Source organism: Undibacterium umbellatum, from assembly GCF_014284125.1.
Taxonomy (GTDB): domain Bacteria; phylum Pseudomonadota; class Gammaproteobacteria; order Burkholderiales; family Burkholderiaceae_D; genus Undibacterium; species Undibacterium umbellatum.
On the sequence record NZ_JACOFX010000001.1, the window covers coordinates 16,253 to 34,371 of the forward strand.

Annotated in this window: 16 protein-coding genes; 9 read left to right on the top strand and 7 right to left on the bottom strand. The window is 48.0% G+C overall.

Going from position 1 to position 18,119, the window contains the following annotated elements; all coding sequences use genetic code 11:
• The first annotated feature begins 9 nt into the window (after positions 1–9).
• Genes H8L47_RS00085 through H8L47_RS00095 form a run of 3 tightly spaced genes read left to right on the top strand, consistent with a single transcriptional unit; the run spans position 10 to position 3,299 of the window.
• On the top strand, positions 10–1,572 hold the full coding sequence (locus H8L47_RS00085; RefSeq protein WP_186951216.1) for an FGGY-family carbohydrate kinase: 1,563 nt from the start codon (positions 10–12) through the stop codon (positions 1,570–1,572).
• Between the two features lie 6 nt (positions 1,573–1,578).
• The gene (locus tag H8L47_RS00090) at positions 1,579–2,292 is read left to right on the top strand and encodes an alpha/beta fold hydrolase (RefSeq protein WP_222616354.1); all 714 of its coding nucleotides are present in this window, start codon (positions 1,579–1,581) and stop codon (positions 2,290–2,292) included.
• A complete protein-coding gene (locus H8L47_RS00095) occupies positions 2,289–3,299 on the top strand; it encodes an AraC family transcriptional regulator (protein ID WP_186951217.1) in 1,011 nt (336 codons plus the stop codon). The genes H8L47_RS00090 and H8L47_RS00095 overlap by 4 nt, the downstream gene beginning before the upstream one ends.
• A 90-nt stretch (positions 3,300–3,389) precedes the next feature.
• On the opposite strand, the gene H8L47_RS00100 is transcribed toward H8L47_RS00095, so the two are convergent.
• From H8L47_RS00100 to H8L47_RS00125, 6 genes are all read right to left on the bottom strand, one after another.
• Positions 3,390–3,920: a response regulator gene (locus tag H8L47_RS00100; RefSeq protein ID WP_186951218.1), complete on the bottom strand. Its 531-nt coding sequence runs from the start codon at positions 3,918–3,920 to the stop codon at positions 3,390–3,392.
• Complete coding sequence (locus tag H8L47_RS00105; RefSeq protein WP_186951219.1) at positions 3,920–5,233, bottom strand: HD domain-containing phosphohydrolase; 1,314 nt, start codon at positions 5,231–5,233, stop codon at positions 3,920–3,922. Before H8L47_RS00105 ends, H8L47_RS00100 begins: the two co-directional genes overlap by 1 nt.
• A complete protein-coding gene (locus H8L47_RS00110; protein WP_230413529.1) occupies positions 5,230–6,786 on the bottom strand; it encodes an ATP-binding protein in 1,557 nt (518 codons plus the stop codon). Before H8L47_RS00110 ends, H8L47_RS00105 begins: the two co-directional genes overlap by 4 nt.
• A gap of 68 nt (positions 6,787–6,854) precedes the next feature.
• Positions 6,855–8,480 (bottom strand): EAL domain-containing protein, encoded by a 1,626-nt coding sequence (locus H8L47_RS00115; RefSeq protein WP_186951220.1) that lies wholly within the window; start codon positions 8,478–8,480, stop codon positions 6,855–6,857.
• An 80-nt stretch (positions 8,481–8,560) separates the two neighbouring features.
• The gene (locus tag H8L47_RS00120) at positions 8,561–9,883 is read right to left on the bottom strand and encodes an ATP-binding protein (RefSeq protein ID WP_186951221.1); all 1,323 of its coding nucleotides are present in this window, start codon (positions 9,881–9,883) and stop codon (positions 8,561–8,563) included.
• A gap of 198 nt (positions 9,884–10,081) precedes the next feature.
• Complete coding sequence (locus H8L47_RS00125) at positions 10,082–10,276, bottom strand: hypothetical protein (protein ID WP_186951222.1); 195 nt, start codon at positions 10,274–10,276, stop codon at positions 10,082–10,084.
• A gap of 238 nt (positions 10,277–10,514) precedes the next feature.
• On the opposite strand from H8L47_RS00125, the gene urtA reads away from it, so the two are divergent.
• The 6 genes from urtA (at position 10,515) to H8L47_RS00155 (ending at position 17,048) form a co-directional block, all read left to right on the top strand.
• Positions 10,515–11,768 carry an urea ABC transporter substrate-binding protein gene (gene urtA, locus H8L47_RS00130; RefSeq protein ID WP_186951223.1) on the top strand — a complete coding sequence of 418 codons (1,254 nt, stop codon included), beginning with the start codon at positions 10,515–10,517 and terminating at the stop codon, positions 11,766–11,768.
• A gap of 99 nt (positions 11,769–11,867) precedes the next feature.
• Positions 11,868–13,466, top strand: a complete 1,599-nt coding sequence (gene urtB, locus H8L47_RS00135; protein WP_186951224.1) for an urea ABC transporter permease subunit UrtB — start codon at positions 11,868–11,870, stop codon at positions 13,464–13,466.
• 8 nt (positions 13,467–13,474) lie between these two features.
• The gene (gene urtC, locus H8L47_RS00140; protein ID WP_186951225.1) at positions 13,475–14,566 is read left to right on the top strand and encodes an urea ABC transporter permease subunit UrtC; all 1,092 of its coding nucleotides are present in this window, start codon (positions 13,475–13,477) and stop codon (positions 14,564–14,566) included.
• A gap of 11 nt (positions 14,567–14,577) precedes the next feature.
• Complete coding sequence (gene urtD, locus H8L47_RS00145; RefSeq protein WP_222616388.1) at positions 14,578–15,420, top strand: urea ABC transporter ATP-binding protein UrtD; 843 nt, start codon at positions 14,578–14,580, stop codon at positions 15,418–15,420.
• Positions 15,421–15,442: 22 nt separating this feature from the next.
• Positions 15,443–16,141: an urea ABC transporter ATP-binding subunit UrtE gene (gene urtE / locus H8L47_RS00150; protein ID WP_186951226.1), complete on the top strand. Its 699-nt coding sequence runs from the start codon at positions 15,443–15,445 to the stop codon at positions 16,139–16,141.
• A 28-nt stretch (positions 16,142–16,169) separates the two neighbouring features.
• A complete protein-coding gene (locus H8L47_RS00155; RefSeq protein WP_186951227.1) occupies positions 16,170–17,048 on the top strand; it encodes an urease accessory protein UreD in 879 nt (292 codons plus the stop codon).
• Here the strand turns inward: H8L47_RS00155 and H8L47_RS00160 are convergent.
• A complete protein-coding gene (locus H8L47_RS00160; RefSeq protein WP_186951228.1) occupies positions 16,992–18,059 on the bottom strand; it encodes an NAD(P)H-binding protein in 1,068 nt (355 codons plus the stop codon). The two genes, H8L47_RS00155 and H8L47_RS00160, sit on opposite strands and share 57 nt — an antisense overlap.
• Between the last annotated feature and the right edge of the window lie 60 nt (positions 18,060–18,119).

Sequence of the window (18,119 nt, forward strand, 5' to 3'; positions counted from 1 at the left end):
TCAAAAATCATGTCCAAACAATATATCCTCTCCATAGACAACGGCACCCAAAGCGTCAGGGCTATCCTGTTTGATTTGCGTGGCAATATCGTCGCCAAATCCCAGGTGCATCTGGAAGCTTATTTCTCAGATTATCCTGGTTGGGCGGAGCATCATCCTGAAAATTATTGGCAAGCGGTGTGCACAGCGTGTCGCCGTTTATGGAATGAACAGGGGATTTCACCTGCTACGGTACACGGTGTAGCAGTGACTACGCAGCGCGGCACCATGATCAATCTGGACAAGCAGGGCTTGCCCTTGCGCCCGGCAATTACCTGGCTGGATCAAAGGCGCACCGATATTGTCCCACCCGTCAATCCCTTGTGGATGACGGCCTTCAAATTGGCAGGCGTTGCCAGCACTATCAATTTCTTTCGAGGTGAGGCCGAAGCCAACTGGATCAAAGCGCATCAACCAGAAATTTGGGACAAGACGGACAAATACCTGATGTTGTCTGGCTATCTGAATTATCGGCTGTGCGGCAATTTCATTGATTCCATAGGTTCGCAAGTTGGTTATCTGCCATTTGATTACAAGGGTTTGAAATGGGCAGGCAATCTGGACTGGAAATGGCAGGCGTTGGCGGTAAAGGCAGAATCCTTGCCAGAACTGGTGCCGCCTGGCACAGTGATGGGACATATCAATCTGGCGGCAGAAGCAGCGACGGGCATACTGGCAGGCACTCCGTTACTTGCGGCAGCTGCAGATAAGGCTTGCGAAGTGATAGGGGCAGGCTGCCAGCAGCCTAACATCGGTTGCCTCAGCTATGGCACTACTGCCACCATCAATACCACCAGTAAAAAATATGTGGAAGTGACGCCATTCATACCGCCTTATCCTGCTGCGATACCTGATTCATATAGTACCGAGGTACAGATTTTCCGCGGTTACTGGATGGTGAACTGGTTTAAGGAACAATTTGGTCATCATGAAAAACTGCAGGCGGCAGAGCAGGGGGTCTTGCCTGAGGCACTGTTTGATGAACTGGTGAATGCTGTACCGCCAGGTTCCATGGGGCTGATGCTGCAACCTTACTGGACGCCCGGTATCAAGGTGCCTGGTGCAGAAGCCAAAGGCGCCATCATCGGTTTTGGTGATGTGCATACGCGCGCACATATGTACCGCGCAATACTGGAGGGTCTGGCTTACGCCTTGCGTGAAGGTAAAGAGCGCATAGAAAAACGTAGCGGTGTAGCGATTACTGAATTACGTATATCGGGTGGTGGCTCACAAAGTGACGCCGCCATGCAATTGACGGCAGATATTTTTGGTTTGCAGACATCACGCCCGCATATTTATGAAACGTCGGGCTTGGGGGCTGCTATTGATGCGGCTGTTGGGCTGGGCTTGCATCCCAGCTTTGATGTCGCCATCAAAGAGATGACACGCATAGGCAAAACTTTTGAACCGATTGCACATCATCACCAGATATACAACGAGCTGTATCACCGCATCTACAAAAAAATGTATGCCCGTTTACAGCCTTTGTATAAAGAGATACAGCAAATTACTGGGTATCCCAAAATGCATTGATGCTGCATGCCTGCTATCATTACCAGCATGACGACACTCATTCTCTTGCCTGGCATGGATGGTACAGGCACACTCTATGAACCTTTGCATCAGGCATTGAATGGCAAATGCAAGTTACTTGTAATGACGTACCCTGTAGATCAGACAATGGGCTATGCAGACTTGGAAGCACTGGTCAAGAGTCAGTTGCCGATGGATGAAGACTATGTCTTGTTGGGTGAATCGTTCTCAGGTCCTATCGCTATTTCCATCGCTGCGACTCAGCCAGTACGCCTGAAAGCCTTGATATTGTGCGCGACGTTTGCACGAAATCCTTATCCTTGGCTGGCAGTTTCCAGATATGCGTTGCCTTTTTTACCAACCAGGCTGGCACCTTTGAGTGTACTCAGCTATTTGCTGTTGGGGCGCTTTTCCAGCAAAGAATTGCGCACGCAGCTGGCAGACGCGTTGGTACAGGTCAGTCCCATCAGTTTGAAGGCGCGCCTGTATGCAGTACTGAGTTGCGATGTCACAGAAAAACTCAAAGCCATCCAAGTGCCGGTACTTTATCTGCAAGCTACAAGGGACAGGCTGGTGCCAGCATCTGCCCACGCAGACATCAAAAGGAAATTGCATGAAATGGAAACATGCAAATATGATGCTCCCCATTTTTTATTGCAGACGAAAGCAGATGAAGTCGTCAACGATATTCTACGGTTTACGTCAGAAACCAAAGCATGAACGCATTCCCTGCATCACTATCTCAAACCAATTCCAGGGTTAACGCCCATGTTCATCAGGCCGAATACGCCAGACGCCTGAACCGTGTTCTTGATCATATAGACCAGCATCTGGATGCTTACCTGGAACTAGAACAACTGGCCGAAATAGCGCATTTTTCGCGCTTTCATTTCCATAGAATGTTTGCGGCGTGGATGGGAGAAACGCTGGGTGATTACCTCCGTCGGCGACGCCTGGAAACTGCGGCCTGGCGTTTGTCCTGTGATCTGCAGGCATCAATACTGGATATTGCACTGGCATGCGGCTTTGCTTCTGGCGAAGCATTCGCCCGCGCATTCAAGATCCGTTTTGACTCTACTCCAAGTCAATGGCGTACCAGTCGTGATGAGCGCAGGCTGACGCTGGTGCGTGCTGCTTACGAAAAGCGGGCAAAGCAAGACAGCAATCTGAATCAGATACTCAGCAATCCTGATCAGGTAAACGTGAGCGGTATTTGCGAAGATGGTGGCTCTCATCAACCACTTCGAAAGTATCTTATGGAAGTAAATATTGTTCAATTACCTGTAGTACGAGTCGCTTATCAACGTTATATAGGTCCTTATGGAGCTGGTGTCACAGAGTTCTGGCGTAGTAAAGTGGCGCCATGGATGCAAGTTCATGGCTTGCAGGATCAAATCTGCTATGGCATAGGCCATGATGACCCTGGCGTTACGACTGCTAACAAATGTCGCTATGATGCCTGTGTCACTATCTCAGAGAATTTCGTGGCAGGTACCCAGGCAAATATCAAAACACTGCCAGGTGGTGCTTATGCAGTTGCCACATTCAATGGGCCTATGACGGCTGTGAATGATGCATGGATGGAGTTGATGCGCGAATACTTGCCAGCCAGTGGCATGCAATGTGATGACAGGCCCTGTTTTGAGCAGTTTTTGCCGAATTCTGCTTTGGACCCACAGACAGGAATGTTTTCTTGTTTGTTGTGTATCCCGGTTAAAGCCCTGTAAATCTGCAGATGTACAGAAAATTCAAAGGAGGAAAATCCAAAGGGATGCTCAAATAGCCTATGTCATCTCTGCGATGAAATGAAGCTTGAATTAATCCAGTAATACCGAGCCATCCGGCCCCCATTTTACCTTGGTAATTCCTGGCTCGGTTTCTTCCAGTCTCTTCAACTCATGTTCCTGCGGGGTTATCACGCCACGTTGCAGGCGCAATTCGTCTGCCAGTGTTTGGTCTTCCATGATTTGCTGGCGACGTGTTGCTGCCAGTTGTATGGTTTCCAGTAATTCGTCCTGATTCCAGGGTTTTGCTATGTAGCGAAACACTTCTGCATCATTGATGGCACCCAGTATGGTCTTGAATTCGGCAGAGGCGCTGAGCATGAGGCGTATTGCATGGGGCTGCATTTCTTTGGCAATGGACAAGAACTGTATGCCGTTCATGCCCGGCATATGGTAATCAGAGATGATAAAGTCAAAAGCTGTATTGCTGAGGCGTTTTATCGCTTCCTGAGGGGAATTAAACAATTCCATCGTCATTTCCATCTCTTTTGCGACGCTTTTCAAGCTTCTTTGCAGCGCAAGCAAAACATTTTGTTCGTCGTCGAGCAATAATATTTTATACATTATTTTCTCCTGTTACTGTGTACACGTATGATTAATTTAGTACCAGCGGGGTTCTCGAACAATGCCAATTTGTCGATGACGTGCTGATCCAGAACATAGTCGGCAGGCAGAAGCAGCATACCTTCTTTGGAAATAAGGTCAGTTGAAAGTATCATGCCAGGTTGCAAGTGGGTTATGGCAATTTCTTTATCGTCAATTTCTTCGGCCTGATTACTGATGATTTGCTTAAAAGCAGCAACGACCTTTTCATCATAACGGTTGCCAGCGCCACGTATGATCAAAGCCTGTGCATCTTCCATGTACACGCGTTTTTGAACCAAGCTACCGTTTTGCAGATTGTCATAATCGCTTGCCAGTGACAATATGCGTGCTCCTATGGGAATATTTTCACCGACCAGGCCATCAGGGAAGCCTCTGCCATCAAAGCGTTCATGCTGCGCACGTATGATTTTTGCCGCGCCTTGTAAATCTTGCAGCGGCATCAATAATTGTTCTGCGCGCAGGGTATGTTTATGAAAATGCCCCAATTGCTCACCATTCATTTGATTGACTGGCGTTGCTAATAATTCATCTGAGAAACCTATTTTACCTATGTCGGCCAACAAAGCCGCGACAAAGATTTCTTGCGCCTCGCGTGTATCCAGATTAAGTTTTTTTGCGATTTTCCTGGACAAATCGGCGACACGCCGTGAATGCCCCACCAGTTTATCCCCGCGCATTTCGACGACATTGGAAAAAACCTTGATCGATGTCAGGAAATTGCTTTTTAATTTATCGTTGGCATGTAACAGGGACGCATGGGCTTTTTTCAGGTCTGCGGTGCGTTCATTCACCTTGATTTCGAGGCTGGCATTCAGAGATTTAAGTTCTTCGTTCTGACGCTGGGTCAATTCTTCCAGTCGTTTTTTCTCTATCTCCAGTGATTTTCGCTCCAGCGCCTGTTTGACAACCAGTAAAATGTCATTGTCGTTCCAGGGTTTGGTAATATAGCGGTAGATTTCTCCTCGGTTGATGGCATCAATCGTCGATTGTATGTCGGCATAGCCTGTCAATAACAGACGTATGGTATCTGGCCATCTGGCTTTCACATGCGTCAAAAATATTGCGCCGTCCATGACTGGCATGCGCATGTCGGAAATAACCAGGTCAATGGTCTCTTTTTCCAGTATCTCCAGGCCTTCCTGGCCACCATTTGCGATGAGTATTTTGTAAGAGTGTTGCCTAAAGAGTCTGCGCAGAGATGAAAGGATGTTCGGCTCGTCGTCAACGAAGAGCAATACAGGCATCACTTCTGGTACTGACTCTGTGCTCATTGATTGTCACCGCCATCCTCTTGGGATTGCTTTATGTGCTTGACGGGTAAGCTGATGAGGAAACTGGTTCCTTTACCAACTTCACTATTTACTGTGATTTTGCCGTGGTGTTTTTGTATGATGCCATAAGATAGTGAAAGTCCCAAGCCTGTGCCTTTGCCTATTGATTTGGTCGTGAAGAAAGGATCGAAAATCCGGTTGATAATCTCTTTTGGGATACCACTGCCGTTATCTGCAACTTCAATAAACACGTGGGTATCATCACAACTTGTGCGTACTGTGATTTTACCGCGCTCGGCAATGATGGCGTGAGAGGCATTGACCACCAGATTCATGATGACCTGGTTGATTTGCGAGGCCAAGCATTCAATATCAGGAATCTTACCGTATTCCTTGATGACATCTGCCTTGTACTTGATTTCATTGTTGACGATATTGAGGGTGGAATCTATGCCCTGATGGAGATTGGCCCAATGCCATTCCTGCTGTGAATCGATCCGGGAAAAGTCTTTCAGGTCCTGCACTATTTTGCGTACTCTCTCTATGCCTTCACGCGATTGCTGAACCAGCTCAGGAATATCTTCCTTGAGAAAAGACAATTCCTTTTCTTCCTTGATGGCCGTAAGTTCATTCTTGATAGTTGCAGAGCCGATTTGCTGCTCAGATGCCTCATAGACCTGGATGATGGAAAACAAGTCTTTAATATAATTTTCAAGAGTCGCAAAATTGGAAAAAATGTAGCCTATGGGATTATTGATTTCATGTGCCACACCTGCAGCAAGCTGGCCTATCGAGGCCAGTTTTTCTGATTGCAGTAACTGCTCTTGTGCCATGGATAACTTGGCATTGAGTTCAGTGAGTTCAGTATTCCTGCGCACCAGCTCGTTTTCTACTGATTCTCTTTGTTTGATATCAGCTTCGAGCTTGTTATTTGTTTCTGCCAGTTGTAAGGTGCGTTTCTTGACCAGGTTTTCCAAATTGCTATGCGCCTGGCGCAGGGCATTTTCTGCGTCACAACGTTCGGTAATGTCTTCCAGGGTCTCTATGGCGCCTACAATTTCCCCTTCGTTATTGTAGAGCGGGGCAGCTGTAAAGTGCAGCCATAAGCCATGTTCATGCAAGTCGGGAAAAAAATCTATGGCTTCGTAAGCTCCACGTATCAATTGAGATTGAGAAAATTTATTGTGGTAAAACTTGTGAACTACAATATCGTCATGCCCTGACAAAACCAGGTCCGCTAGCACAGGACGACTATCGCGGTAAAAAGGCTTCCATTGATTGCGGGTTGCTACCATGCTGGCTGCGGAATAACCAAGTACAAATTCGCAAGCCTTGTTCCAATGGGTAATGACATGATCAGAGTCAATGACAAAAGTTGGCACGGGGCTGCTGTCCAGGAACTGGGCGAGCTCTATTCCCATTTTGTTGAGCAAAGGAGGGTCAGTTTCTATCTTCTTTTGCTCTGTGTGGGAAACATGCATTTGAGCATCAGCGGCTACTGCCACAGGTGCAGGCAAATCATTCTTCTCTGACAGGGAATACTCTTTATTCATTATTTTACCCGGACTCCGAAGTATTGTAATAAGCCTTGTATATTGAATATCCTGAATTTTACTGAATTTTAGTGGCGTTGACGGTCATCAATGAGCATGACAATTTTCCCAGTTGATTTTTGCGCCGCCCCCAGGTTTTTCCATTGCGCATTGTAGAGCTGCCCATGCACCTTGACGGGAAACCATAGCCCTTCAGAAAATTCGCGTATTCCCGGACCTGCATCGGGTATCATGTCATCGATCTGACATCCAAGCTCCAGCCTCGATGGCGGGATGATTTTTTCTGCCGAGCTATTGATAAACACCACCATATCTTCATCATCGACTGCAATAATGGGCAAGGGTACATATTGCAAAACTTCGCGTACTATGCTCAAGCTGAGTTCATCGCGACTGATTTGCTTTTGTTTTTGTTCCAGCATTTCAGCCAGTAGTTTGTTGGTCCTGATCAATTCCTGGTTGGTTGTTTGAACTTGTAAGGTCAACCGCCGATTTTCATCTTCCATTTCCTTGTAATGAAACGCTTCCCGTATATTTGCACGTATTTGCTCGTCATCCCAGGGTTTGGTCAGAAATTTAAAGATTGCACCTTCGTTGATAGCGTCAGTGATGTATTGAAGTTCGGTATAGCCGGAAAGAATGATACGGATAGTATCGGGATATTTTTGTTTGGCACCGCGTAAAAAATCAACGCCTGTCATGATGGGCATTCTTTGATCAGAAATAATGACATCGACCCGGTTTTTTTCCAGAATTTCCAAACCTTCATGACCACTGCCTGCGGTTAGAATGCGGTATTCATCTCTGCGTAACAGGCGCTTGAGGGCACTCAGTATATTAGGTTCATCATCGACAAGGAGCAGGGTACGGTCAGGTTTACCCAAACGTAGCAGATGCTTGTCCAGAAAGGGTTTCTCTTGCAGGAAAAGTTGCATGTGCTCTGAGCTCAGGGGCTTGGCGAAGAAATGCCCTTGTATCTGGTCACACATATTATCGCTCAGGAATTTGCATTGGGCTTCAGTCTCGACTCCTTCAGCAATGACTTTGATACCCAGACTGTGCGCCATGGATATTACTGCCCTGGTAATGGATGCGTCATCAAGATTGTGCGGTAACTCCTGAACAAAAGATTGATCGATCTTGACATAGTCAAACGGGTAATGCTTCAGATAGCTCAGGGCAGAATAGCCGGTGCCAAAATCATCCAGGGCCAGAATAAACCCTTGTTTTTTGAAATCGCTGAATGCTTTGTCTATGCTATCACTACGGTACATCAGTATTTGTTCCGTTATTTCCAGTGATACTTTATCTGGAGTGACAGTCATACTTTCCAGTATTCCAGATAGTCGATTGTTAAAGTCATTGCTTTGCAATTGTATGGGAGAGATATTAATGGCAATACAGGGCGGAGTCAGTCCTGCCATATTCCAATGTGCGATATCTTTACACACCTGCTTGATTATCCATTCGCCCAGGCGCACGATGAGATCAGATTTTTCGGCAACCGGGATCAGTACTGCAGGCGGGATCCTGCCATGGATGGGATGCTGCCAGCGTAGCAATGCTTCTGCTCCAACCACAAGCCCTGTCTGCAAATCGACCGTAGGTTGATAGTGCAAATGCAATGCACTGGTATCAATGGCGAAATTAAGCTCAGCTTCTATATCGATACTGTCTTGTTCTACCGTATTCATGGCGATAGCCCTGTCTGTTCTTCAATATGGTCTTCAATAAGCTGTATGCGATGCTGCAGACTGACTAATGGAGAGCAGTATCATGACTCAGTCGATGCTTTTGTCTGATACAAAGGTAACCAGACGGTGAAGCAAGTCCCTTTTCCTACGACACTTTGTACGTCTATGCGTCCGCCATGTTTTTTGATGATGCCGTAGGAAAGTGATAAACCCAGGCCAGTGCCACTACCTATGGGTTTAGTGGTAAAAAAGGGTTCGAAGATGCGATTCAGATTTTCTTGTGGGATGCCGGAGCCAGTATCTAATACCCTGATCCATGCCATGTCTTTCTCGCACCCTGTACTGATTTTGATCATGCCGTTTTCTTTGATGGCATGTGAGGCATTCACCAACAAGTTCATGACTACCTGATTGACCTGGGAAATAATACATTTCACCAGTGGTACCTGACCATATTCTTTAACGACGTTGGCTTTGTACTTAATTTCATTTTTGACGATGTTGAGGGTGCTGTCTATTCCCTGGTGCAAATCGGCTTCCTGCCAGTCTGTTTCACCGACGTGGGAAAAATCCTTCAAAGACTGCACGATCTCTTTCACGCGTTTGAGCCCATCCATGGATTCGCGCACCAGATCCTGTATGTCTTCCTTTAAAAATTCCAGATCCGCCTTTTCTTTTAACTCATCCATTTTGCTGACCGCAGCTGGTGGGGACTGGTGCTGTATCAAATCTTCATACTGATTAATGACTTCAAATAATTTTTCTACATAGTTTTGCAAACTGCCGATATTTGAATTGATAAAACCTATGGGGTTATTAATTTCGTGCGCAATACCAGCGGCCAGTTGGCCAACCGAAGCCATTTTTTCTGATTGCAATAACTGTTCGTGGGCTTCTTGAAGCTTTTTGATTAAAAGATGTTGTTCTTCACCTTTCTTGAACAGGGCTGCTTCCATCTCCTTGCGTTTGGTGATGTCGGTCAATGAACCCACAACTTCAACAGGATTGCCATCCTTGTCGCGTATCAACCTGAGCATGTCATGCATCCAAACATACTGGCCGCTACGGCTCATGAAGCGATATTCGTAGGCTCTTTCACCCTCGGTAAACAATTTGGCAATGCTGGAGAAAATCTCGGGTACATCACTGGGGTGTATATGCTCAAACCAGAAATTGGGGTCAGCAACCATTTCGTCAGGATGGTAGCCAAGTACATGCAAGGCATTGTTACTCACGAAAGTCATTTTGAAATCACCCGTGGGTACACTGCTGTAGATGATTGCGGGAGTATTGTCGAACAGGTATTGCAGTCTGGCATCCGTGGAGATGCCGATGGCTGAAGCAGGCAGAGGAGTAGTGGTGACTGCTGGCACAACACTGAATTCATCAAATTGATTCACCATGACCACCATTAGGAAAAAATCAATAGAAATATTGTTTTTTTTAAATTCCCTTATGACTACATATTAGAGCAACAAGTATATAAAGTGCTATTTTTTTCAAAAAGGCTTTATATGTTTTAGCTCTGCATATGGCGAATAGTCTGAAAATTGCGCATTTTTTGCTAGGGATTCATAAATTAAACCCAATAAAACATCGGCTTAGGTGATATCCAAATAAATTATTTTTTTGATAAATTGTTGCTTTTTGATATGTTTTGAAATCGGACCTTGTTTTTTATTCAGACGGCAAGCAAAGCCATGCAGCAGGTGATGATTTGATTTTTTCGCACAATTTAAGCGCGAAGATGCACTGAAAAGTGAAGTTGGTACATTTATAGGATCGTTTTGCATCATTTTTGTCAATTTTTCCTGATGTGTTTGTCTGTTGCATGCACTGGAATAGTTGGTAAATTTATCTCATTGAAGTCATTGACGATGTTGCGTGCATCTATCCACACCAAAATTGCAACTATTTAGTTAGTGAAATTGAGGATTCTTTTTTTGTTTTTTACAGTTGGCACGTTATCTGCTATCTGCCTTGGTGGAAGTTCGGTTTTTCAGTTCAATGACCTCACCACTATCAGGAGAAAACATGTCACGTCGTACTGTTTTGAAAGCAACTGCTGTCGCCGCAATGACTTTGGCCGCTTCTGGCTGGCTTACGCAGGCACAGGCCGCCGATACCATCAAGGTCGGCATTCTGCATTCCCTGTCTGGCACTATGGCAATCTCGGAGACATCGCTCAAAGATGTGGCCTTGATGACGATAGATGAAATCAATGCCAAGGGCGGTGTCATGGGCAAAAAACTGGAAGCGGTGATCGTTGATCCGGCCTCCAACTGGCCGCTTTTTGCAGAGAAAGCCCGCCAACTGGTATCTCAAGACAAAGTATCCGTCGTGTTTGGTTGCTGGACATCGGTATCGCGCAAATCCGTATTGCCAGTCTTCAAGGAACTCAATAGCCTGCTGTTCTACCCGGTACAGTATGAAGGTGAAGAGTTGGAGAAAAACGTTTTCTACACAGGCGCTGCGCCTAACCAGCAAGCTATCCCAGCCACTGAATACCTGATGTCGAAAGAGGGGGGCGGTGCCAAGCGCTTTGTCTTGCTGGGAACTGACTATGTGTATCCACGTACCACCAATAAAATCCTGCGCGCCTTCTTGCATAGCAAAGGTGTCAAGGATACGGACATTGATGAAGTGTATACCCCATTTGGCCACTCCGATTACCAGACCATCGTTGCCAATATAAAGAAATTTGCCGCGGGCGGCAAAACAGCGGTCATCTCCACTATCAATGGCGATTCCAACGTCCCGTTCTATAAAGAGCTCGGCAATGCTGGCTTGAAGGCAACGGATGTGCCTGTCGTTGCATTCTCTGTCGGTGAAGAAGAATTGCGCGGTGTCGATACTAAACCGCTGGTCGGCCATCTGGCTGCATGGAATTACTTCCAGTCTGTAAAAAATCCGGTGAATACTGAATTCATCAAAAAATGGAAAGATTATGCAGCCGCCAAAAAACTGCCTAATGCCGCAACAGTTGTGACTAACGATCCAATGGAAGCGACTTATGTAGGTATGTATATGTGGAAGCAGGCCGTTGAAAAAGCCAAATCCACAGATACTGACAAAGTCATTGCCGCCATGGGCGGGCAGACTTTCAAGTCACCATCCGGTTTTGAATTGACGATGGATAAAACCAATCACCACTTGCACAAGCCAGTCATGATTGGTGAGATCAAGGCTGACGGTCAGTTTAGCGTAGTCTACAAAACCAAGACACCTATCCGTGCGCAACCTTGGAGCCCTTACATCCCTGGCAATGAAGGCAAGCAGAAGCTGTAATTCAAGAAGTTATATTTAAGCAGTGATGCAGACACTCAGGACTTCTATGACGACGTCCTGAGTGCTGTTCCGGATTTCCCATTCCTGACCTGGTTGCCTATGATATTTCGTAAAATTTGCGTGAGCATAGTCTTGTTCGTGTTCAGCCTGACAGCGCAAGCGGCTATCGATGGCAAGCTCTTGCAGGCTTTGGCGGGTGATGATCCTGATGCGCGTATTACCGCCGTCAACTCCATCGCGGCCCAGGGTAATGAAGAGGCGGTGGAAGTATTGACCGCACTGAAAAATGAAACTTTGTTTGCCAAGGATGTTGCTGTCTATCTTGTCGATGGTGAGCAGGCCAGGGACCTCAGCACTGGAAAAATGCAAAAGCTGCCGGACGATGCAGAAGCAATCACCATCAATAACCGCCTGCGTGCCGCACTGGATAGTGCACTGTCAGGCCTGAGATTATTTTCACCGGACAAGAATACTCGTCTCATCGCAGCAACTGCGCTCGAAAAAGAAGCAACGCCAGAGCAATTGCCCTTGCTGAACAGAGCCTATCTGAAAGAAAACGACAGCGAAATCAAATCCCGTCTGCAAATGCTGATTGCCACCGCCAATTTGCAAGCCAGTGACCCGGTAGTGCGCAAGGCCGCAGTCAAGGCTTTGCTGGATAGTCCCAACCCCAATTTAAAACCTGTGCTGCAAAAAATGCTGGCACAAAATCCTGATGGTAGTTACAACGAAGCTGATGCCAGCATACGTTTGGAGGCAGCCAATACTCTGAATGCCATCGATGGGCGTCTGGCGCGCATGGAATTTGTCGGCAATCTGTTTTACGGAGTATCGCTGGGCAGTGTGCTGTTGCTGGCTGCACTCGGTCTGGCAATCACCTTTGGCCTGATGGGTATTATCAATATGGCGCATGGCGAATTGCTGATGATAGGTGCTTACACCACCTATGTTTGCCAGATGCTGTTCCGCAAATTCATGCCTGGTGCTGTGGATGCCTATTTGTTGCTGGCTCTGCCTGCCGCTTTTCTGGTCTCTGCCGCGGTTGGTATTTTACTGGAAAGAACGGTGATCCGCTGGTTATATGGTCGCCCGCTGGAAACCCTGTTATGTACCTGGGGCATCAGCTTGATACTGATGCAGGCAGTGCGTTCGATTTTTGGTGCGCAAAATGTCGAGGTCGCCAATCCTTCCTGGATGTCGGGCGGTATCACTGTGTTGGGTTCGCTGGTGTTGTCTTATAACCGCATTATCATTATCTTCTTTGCCCTGTTTGTCGTACTGGCAGTTTGGCTCATATTGAACAAGACACGCCTGGGCTTGTTCGTACGTGCCGTGACACAGAATCGCCGCATGGCCGATTGCGTAGGTGTCGCAACCGGCAAGATAGACATGCTGACTTTTGGCCTAGGTTCTGGCATTGCAGGTCTCGGTGGCGTGGCCTTGTCACAATTAGGTAATGTCGGCCCTGACCTGGGGCAAAACTATATCGTTGATTCTTTCATGGTAGTGGTGCTGGGCGGGGTAGGGCAGTTGGCTGGCACCGTGATTGCGGCTTTTGGCCTGGGCGAAGTAAACAAATTCCTGGAACCGGTGGCAGGTGCCGTCATGGCCAAGATCGTCATCCTAGTATTCATCATCATTTTCATACAACGCAGACCGCAAGGCTTGTTTGCGCTCAAAGGCAGGAGTGTGGAATGAGTTCAAGTATGACGACAATCAAAGATATGTTTTCCAGACATGCATGGACAGGCATACTGGTGTGCGCAGTGATTGCTGTACTGTTACCAATTCTTAACCTGAGTTTTCCTGCCGGACATGCCCTGCACATTTCCAGCTACACGATTGCCCTGGTTGGCAAGTTCATGTGCTATGCCCTGGCAGCACTGGCACTTGATCTGGTCTGGGGGTACACCGGCATTTTATCTTTGGGTCATGGGGTATTCTTTGCGCTGGGAGCCTATGCACATGGCATGTATCTGATGCGTGCTATTGGCCGTGATGGTGTCTATCAAAGCAACCTGCCTGACTTCATGGTCTTCCTTGATTGGAAAACCTATCCCTGGTATTGGTCTATGACCGACAGCTTCTGGTATTGCATGGCGTTGGTTGTATTGGTGCCTGGGGTGCTGGCTTTTATTTTTGGTTTCTTTGCCTTCCGTTCCCGCATCAAAGGTGTGTATTTTTCCATCATCACCCAGGCCATGACGTTTGCCTTCATGCTGCTGTTCTTCCGCAATAACACGGGCTTTGGTGGTAATAATGGCTTTACCGACTTCAAGCGTATTCTAGGTTTTACGATCACTGCTCCTGGTACCAAGGCCGCGCTGTACCTGATCACCTTGGTGATTTTGCTGTCGGCTTTGTTCCTGTGTCGCTGGATAGTCACTTCCAAGTTGGGGCGCGTTCTCCAGGCTGTGCGAGATTCAGAATCGCGGCTGATGTTCATCGGTTACAACCCCTTGTGGTTCAAGCTGTTTGTCTGGACACTGTCCGCCATACTTTGTGGCATTGCCGGTGCCTTGTATGTACCTCAGGTAGGTATTATCAACCCGTCTGAAATGTCGCCAGCCAATTCCATAGAAATGGTGATCTGGGCAGCAGTAGGCGGGCGCGGTACTTTGCTGGGTCCTATCATCGGTGCATTTACTGTCAATGGTTTGAAGAGTTGGTTCACTGCGGCTTTCCCGGATTTGTGGCTGTATGCCTTGGGCCTGCTGTTCATCCTGGTGACCTTGTTCATGCAACAGGGTGTCTTGGGTTTGGTGAGCAAATTCAAAAAACAGCGGGAGCAAGCATGACTTCTTATATGATGAGTGGCGTCTTGCGGCCAGGGCAGCAGTACGAGGGCGCTACAGGGGACCAGGGTGTATCTTACGGACGTATCAAACCGGAAGGCGTGGATACCACCCATGGCGCTATTCTTTACCTGGAAGATATTGTGGTTTCATTTGATGGTTTCAAAGCCATCAATAATCTGAACCTGGATATCTCTGTTGGTGAACTGCGCTGCATTATCGGCCCAAATGGTGCAGGTAAAACCACGATGATGGATGTGATCACCGGCAAAACCCGACCCACATCCGGCACCGCATTTTTTGGCCAGACCATGGACCTGACACGCATGAGCGAAGTGGATATCGCTCATGCCGGCATTGGCCGCAAATTCCAGCGACCAACAGTGTTCGAGCAGCACAGCGTATTTGAGAATCTTGAACTGGCCATGAAAATGGACAAGCGCGTCAAGACCACCCTGTTTGCCCGTTTGAACAGCGAACAAAAAGACAAGATAGCCGCCATCCTGCAATTGATACGCTTGGATGAGCAAGAGCAAAGGCAGGCAGGTTTACTATCACATGGCCAAAAGCAGTGGCTGGAAATTGGCATGCTGCTGATACAGGAACCACAACTGATCTTGCTCGATGAGCCTGTGGCTGGCATGTCGGATGCAGAGACTGCACGCACTGCTGAATTGCTCAATGAATTGCGTGGCAAGCATTCCATCATGGTGGTCGAGCATGATATGGGTTTCGTCACTGAAATTGCCCAGCAGGGCAAAGTCACGGTATTGCATGAAGGATCTGTACTTGCAGAAGGCACGATGGCGCAAGTGCAGGCAGATGATCGCGTCATTGAAGTCTATCTTGGACGCTAAGGGATACGAATGAGGGTTGAGCATGCTTGAAGTCAAACATTTACACCAGCATTACGGTTCCAGCCACACCTTGCGTGGCATTTCACTGTCACTGAAAAAAGGTGAATGCATGGCCTTGCTGGGCCGTAATGGCGTTGGTAAAACCAGCTTGCTGAAATGCCTGATGGGCGTATTGCCTGTCACTGAAGGTACTGTCACTTTCGAAGGCCGCGACATCAACAAACTCTCGCCGCATGACAGAGCCAGGGCAGGAATAGCCTATGTGCCGCAAGGCCGTGAGATTTTTGCGCGCCTCTCCGTCGAAGAAAATCTGCTCATGGGTATGGCCAGCCTGCCTGCACGCAAGGCAGGAAAAATCAAGGACGAGGTATATCAGCTTTTCCCCGTATTGAAAGAAATGCTGCACAGGCGAGGTGGTGATTTATCTGGCGGCCAGCAGCAACAGCTCGCCATTGCCCGCGCCCTGCTGGCCGAGCCCAAACTCATCATCCTCGATGAACCTACTGAAGGCATACAGCCATCCATCATCAAGGATATAGGTCGCGTCATCCGCCTGCTGCGTGAGCGGGGCGACATAGGCATCTTGCTGTGTGAGCAGTATTTCGATTTCGCCCGTGAACTGGCAGATCATTTTGTCGTGCTGTCGCGCGGTGAAGTGGTGGCCTATGGCGGCCAGGAATTGATGGACGGTGATGACGTCAAGCGGCATCTGGCGGTATAGTGCAGTCTTTACCTCTCGCTAGCTGAATATGGATGTCTGCAGTCCGGCACTACCTTCGAGTATCACAAAATCACACTGGCAAGCCAGACTGCAACTGGGCTTTAGCAAGGATGGCGATGTCACGCGTCTGACGGAACGTAAGCACAATGGCCCCTTGCGTGTGCAAAAACCTTTGTATCCTGAAGGGGATGAGGTTTGCCATGCCATCATCATCCATCCTCCAGGCGGGGTAGTCGGTGGCGACCAGTTGCAAATAGATGTGAAGCTGGCGGCTGATACCCATGCGCTGGTAACCACACCAGGTGCGGCAAAATGGTATCGCAGTAATGGCTACATATCCGCACAACATATCAATCTGAAACTTGATGCAGGTGCCAGGCTGGAATGGCTGCCGCAAGAAACCATTTTTTTTGACGATGCCTGTGTCGATTTGCACCAGACCATACACCTTGACGCAGATGCTAGATTGATTGCGGCTGATATTTTTTGCTTTGGCCGCACTGCCTCTGGCGAAACCTATAACAGTGGCCGGATCAAACAGCATTGCAGCATCTATCGTGAAGATAAGATGATCTGGCATGAACAGGGCAGTTTGCAAGGTGGCAGCTCTGCCATGCAAAGCCCACTGGGTTTGAATGGCAAATCAGTGTCGGCGATGGTGCTGGCTTCTGGTGCCATGCTGTCTGGCGAACAATTGCAGGCTTTGCGTGAGCAAACATCTGCCTTGTTGTCTGAGCGTGAGGCGGACGCCCTATGTGGCGTCACGCAAATGAAGTCCGTCATTGTTGCGCGCTACCTGGGCAACTCCAGTGAAGTTGCCCGGCTTTGGATGCAGTTGGTGTGGCAGCATTTACGCCCTGTCGTGATTGGGTGTGATGCCAAAATTCCGCGCATCTGGAACACCTGATTCGTAGCTTGCGTTACGTTTGATGCAGCCCAGGCCTGCCAGGCTGGAACGAACAGCCACATCCAGAGGTGTACGTGGTTCTTCACCCAAAAAGTCTACCAAAGCCTGGTTCGACATCTTGACTTCAGTGCGCCACAGGTAACGCATTTCCAGCATTTCCTTCAAAGTTTGCTTGAAAGGTGACAGCAGAGTGAACACAGGCCACGGGAACCAGCTTGCCTTCAATGCAGGCTGGGCAGTCACGCGGCCAATTGCAGCGACCATTTGCTTGCCGTCATGATCCCAGTGGCCTTCCATATGGAAGCGGGCGAAATTATCCAGTTCTTTTTCACGCTCCAGCAAACGAACCATGGTTTCCGCCACGTCAGGCAAGTATGCCCATTGATGACCAGTGCCAGCACTGCCAGGGTAGCGCACGACACTCACAGGTTTGCCCGGTGTGACCAGCCCTTGTGAAAACCAGTTGTTGGCTGCCTTGGGACCAAAGAAATCACCAGCCCTGACGATGAGAGATTTGACGCCTTTGCTGGCAGCCAGACGCAGACGGTGTTCCATCTCTACCCGGATTTTCCCTTTTTTGGTGATAGGGAACTGTGTAGCGTTTTCTGCAATCAGCGGGAAAGCATCCGGGCCAAAATTATAAACAGTGCCTGGCAGCAGGATGCGTGCGCCACTGGCTTGGGCTGCGGCGATCGTGTTTTCTATCATAGGCAGCACCAGCTTTTCCCAGTCGCGGTATCCAGGTGGATTGACTGCGTGGACGATGACAGATTTTCCGGCAGCAGCCTGCACCACATCATCCTGCACCATGACATCACCTTTCATCCAGATATGCGCTGCCGTTTTATCCTTCACTTGATCAGGATTGCGGTGCAGGGTAGTCACTTGCCAGCCGCGTTGCATCAGCAAACGTGCGACTTCACCGCCTATGCCGCCAGTTGCGCCCAATATCAGGGCTTGTTTATTGGCTTCTTTATTGGTCTGGGTATTGTTTTTTGCTTGCTGATTCATGTTGATTCTCCTTTAAAGGGTAGTTGATGTAGTCATTGTGTATCTTTGCTAAGCTATATA

Coding starts and splice junctions, on each gene's coding strand:
- H8L47_RS00085 (WP_186951216.1), top strand. CDS start 10: ATGTCCAAACAATATATCCTCTCCATAGACAACGGCACCCAAAGCGTC.
- H8L47_RS00090 (WP_222616354.1), top strand. CDS start 1,579: ATGCCTGCTATCATTACCAGCATGACGACACTCATTCTCTTGCCTGGC.
- H8L47_RS00095 (WP_186951217.1), top strand. CDS start 2,289: ATGAACGCATTCCCTGCATCACTATCTCAAACCAATTCCAGGGTTAAC.
- H8L47_RS00100 (WP_186951218.1), bottom strand. CDS start 3,920: ATGTATAAAATATTATTGCTCGACGACGAACAAAATGTTTTGCTTGCG.
- H8L47_RS00105 (WP_186951219.1), bottom strand. CDS start 5,233: ATGAGCACAGAGTCAGTACCAGAAGTGATGCCTGTATTGCTCTTCGTT.
- H8L47_RS00110 (WP_230413529.1), bottom strand. CDS start 6,786: ATGAATAAAGAGTATTCCCTGTCAGAGAAGAATGATTTGCCTGCACCT.
- H8L47_RS00115 (WP_186951220.1), bottom strand. CDS start 8,480: ATGAATACGGTAGAACAAGACAGTATCGATATAGAAGCTGAGCTTAAT.
- H8L47_RS00120 (WP_186951221.1), bottom strand. CDS start 9,883: ATGGTGAATCAATTTGATGAATTCAGTGTTGTGCCAGCAGTCACCACT.
- H8L47_RS00125 (WP_186951222.1), bottom strand. CDS start 10,276: ATGATGCAAAACGATCCTATAAATGTACCAACTTCACTTTTCAGTGCA.
- urtA (WP_186951223.1), top strand. CDS start 10,515: ATGTCACGTCGTACTGTTTTGAAAGCAACTGCTGTCGCCGCAATGACT.
- urtB (WP_186951224.1), top strand. CDS start 11,868: ATGATATTTCGTAAAATTTGCGTGAGCATAGTCTTGTTCGTGTTCAGC.
- urtC (WP_186951225.1), top strand. CDS start 13,475: ATGACGACAATCAAAGATATGTTTTCCAGACATGCATGGACAGGCATA.
- urtD (WP_222616388.1), top strand. CDS start 14,578: ATGAGTGGCGTCTTGCGGCCAGGGCAGCAGTACGAGGGCGCTACAGGG.
- urtE (WP_186951226.1), top strand. CDS start 15,443: ATGCTTGAAGTCAAACATTTACACCAGCATTACGGTTCCAGCCACACC.
- H8L47_RS00155 (WP_186951227.1), top strand. CDS start 16,170: ATGGATGTCTGCAGTCCGGCACTACCTTCGAGTATCACAAAATCACAC.
- H8L47_RS00160 (WP_186951228.1), bottom strand. CDS start 18,059: ATGAATCAGCAAGCAAAAAACAATACCCAGACCAATAAAGAAGCCAAT.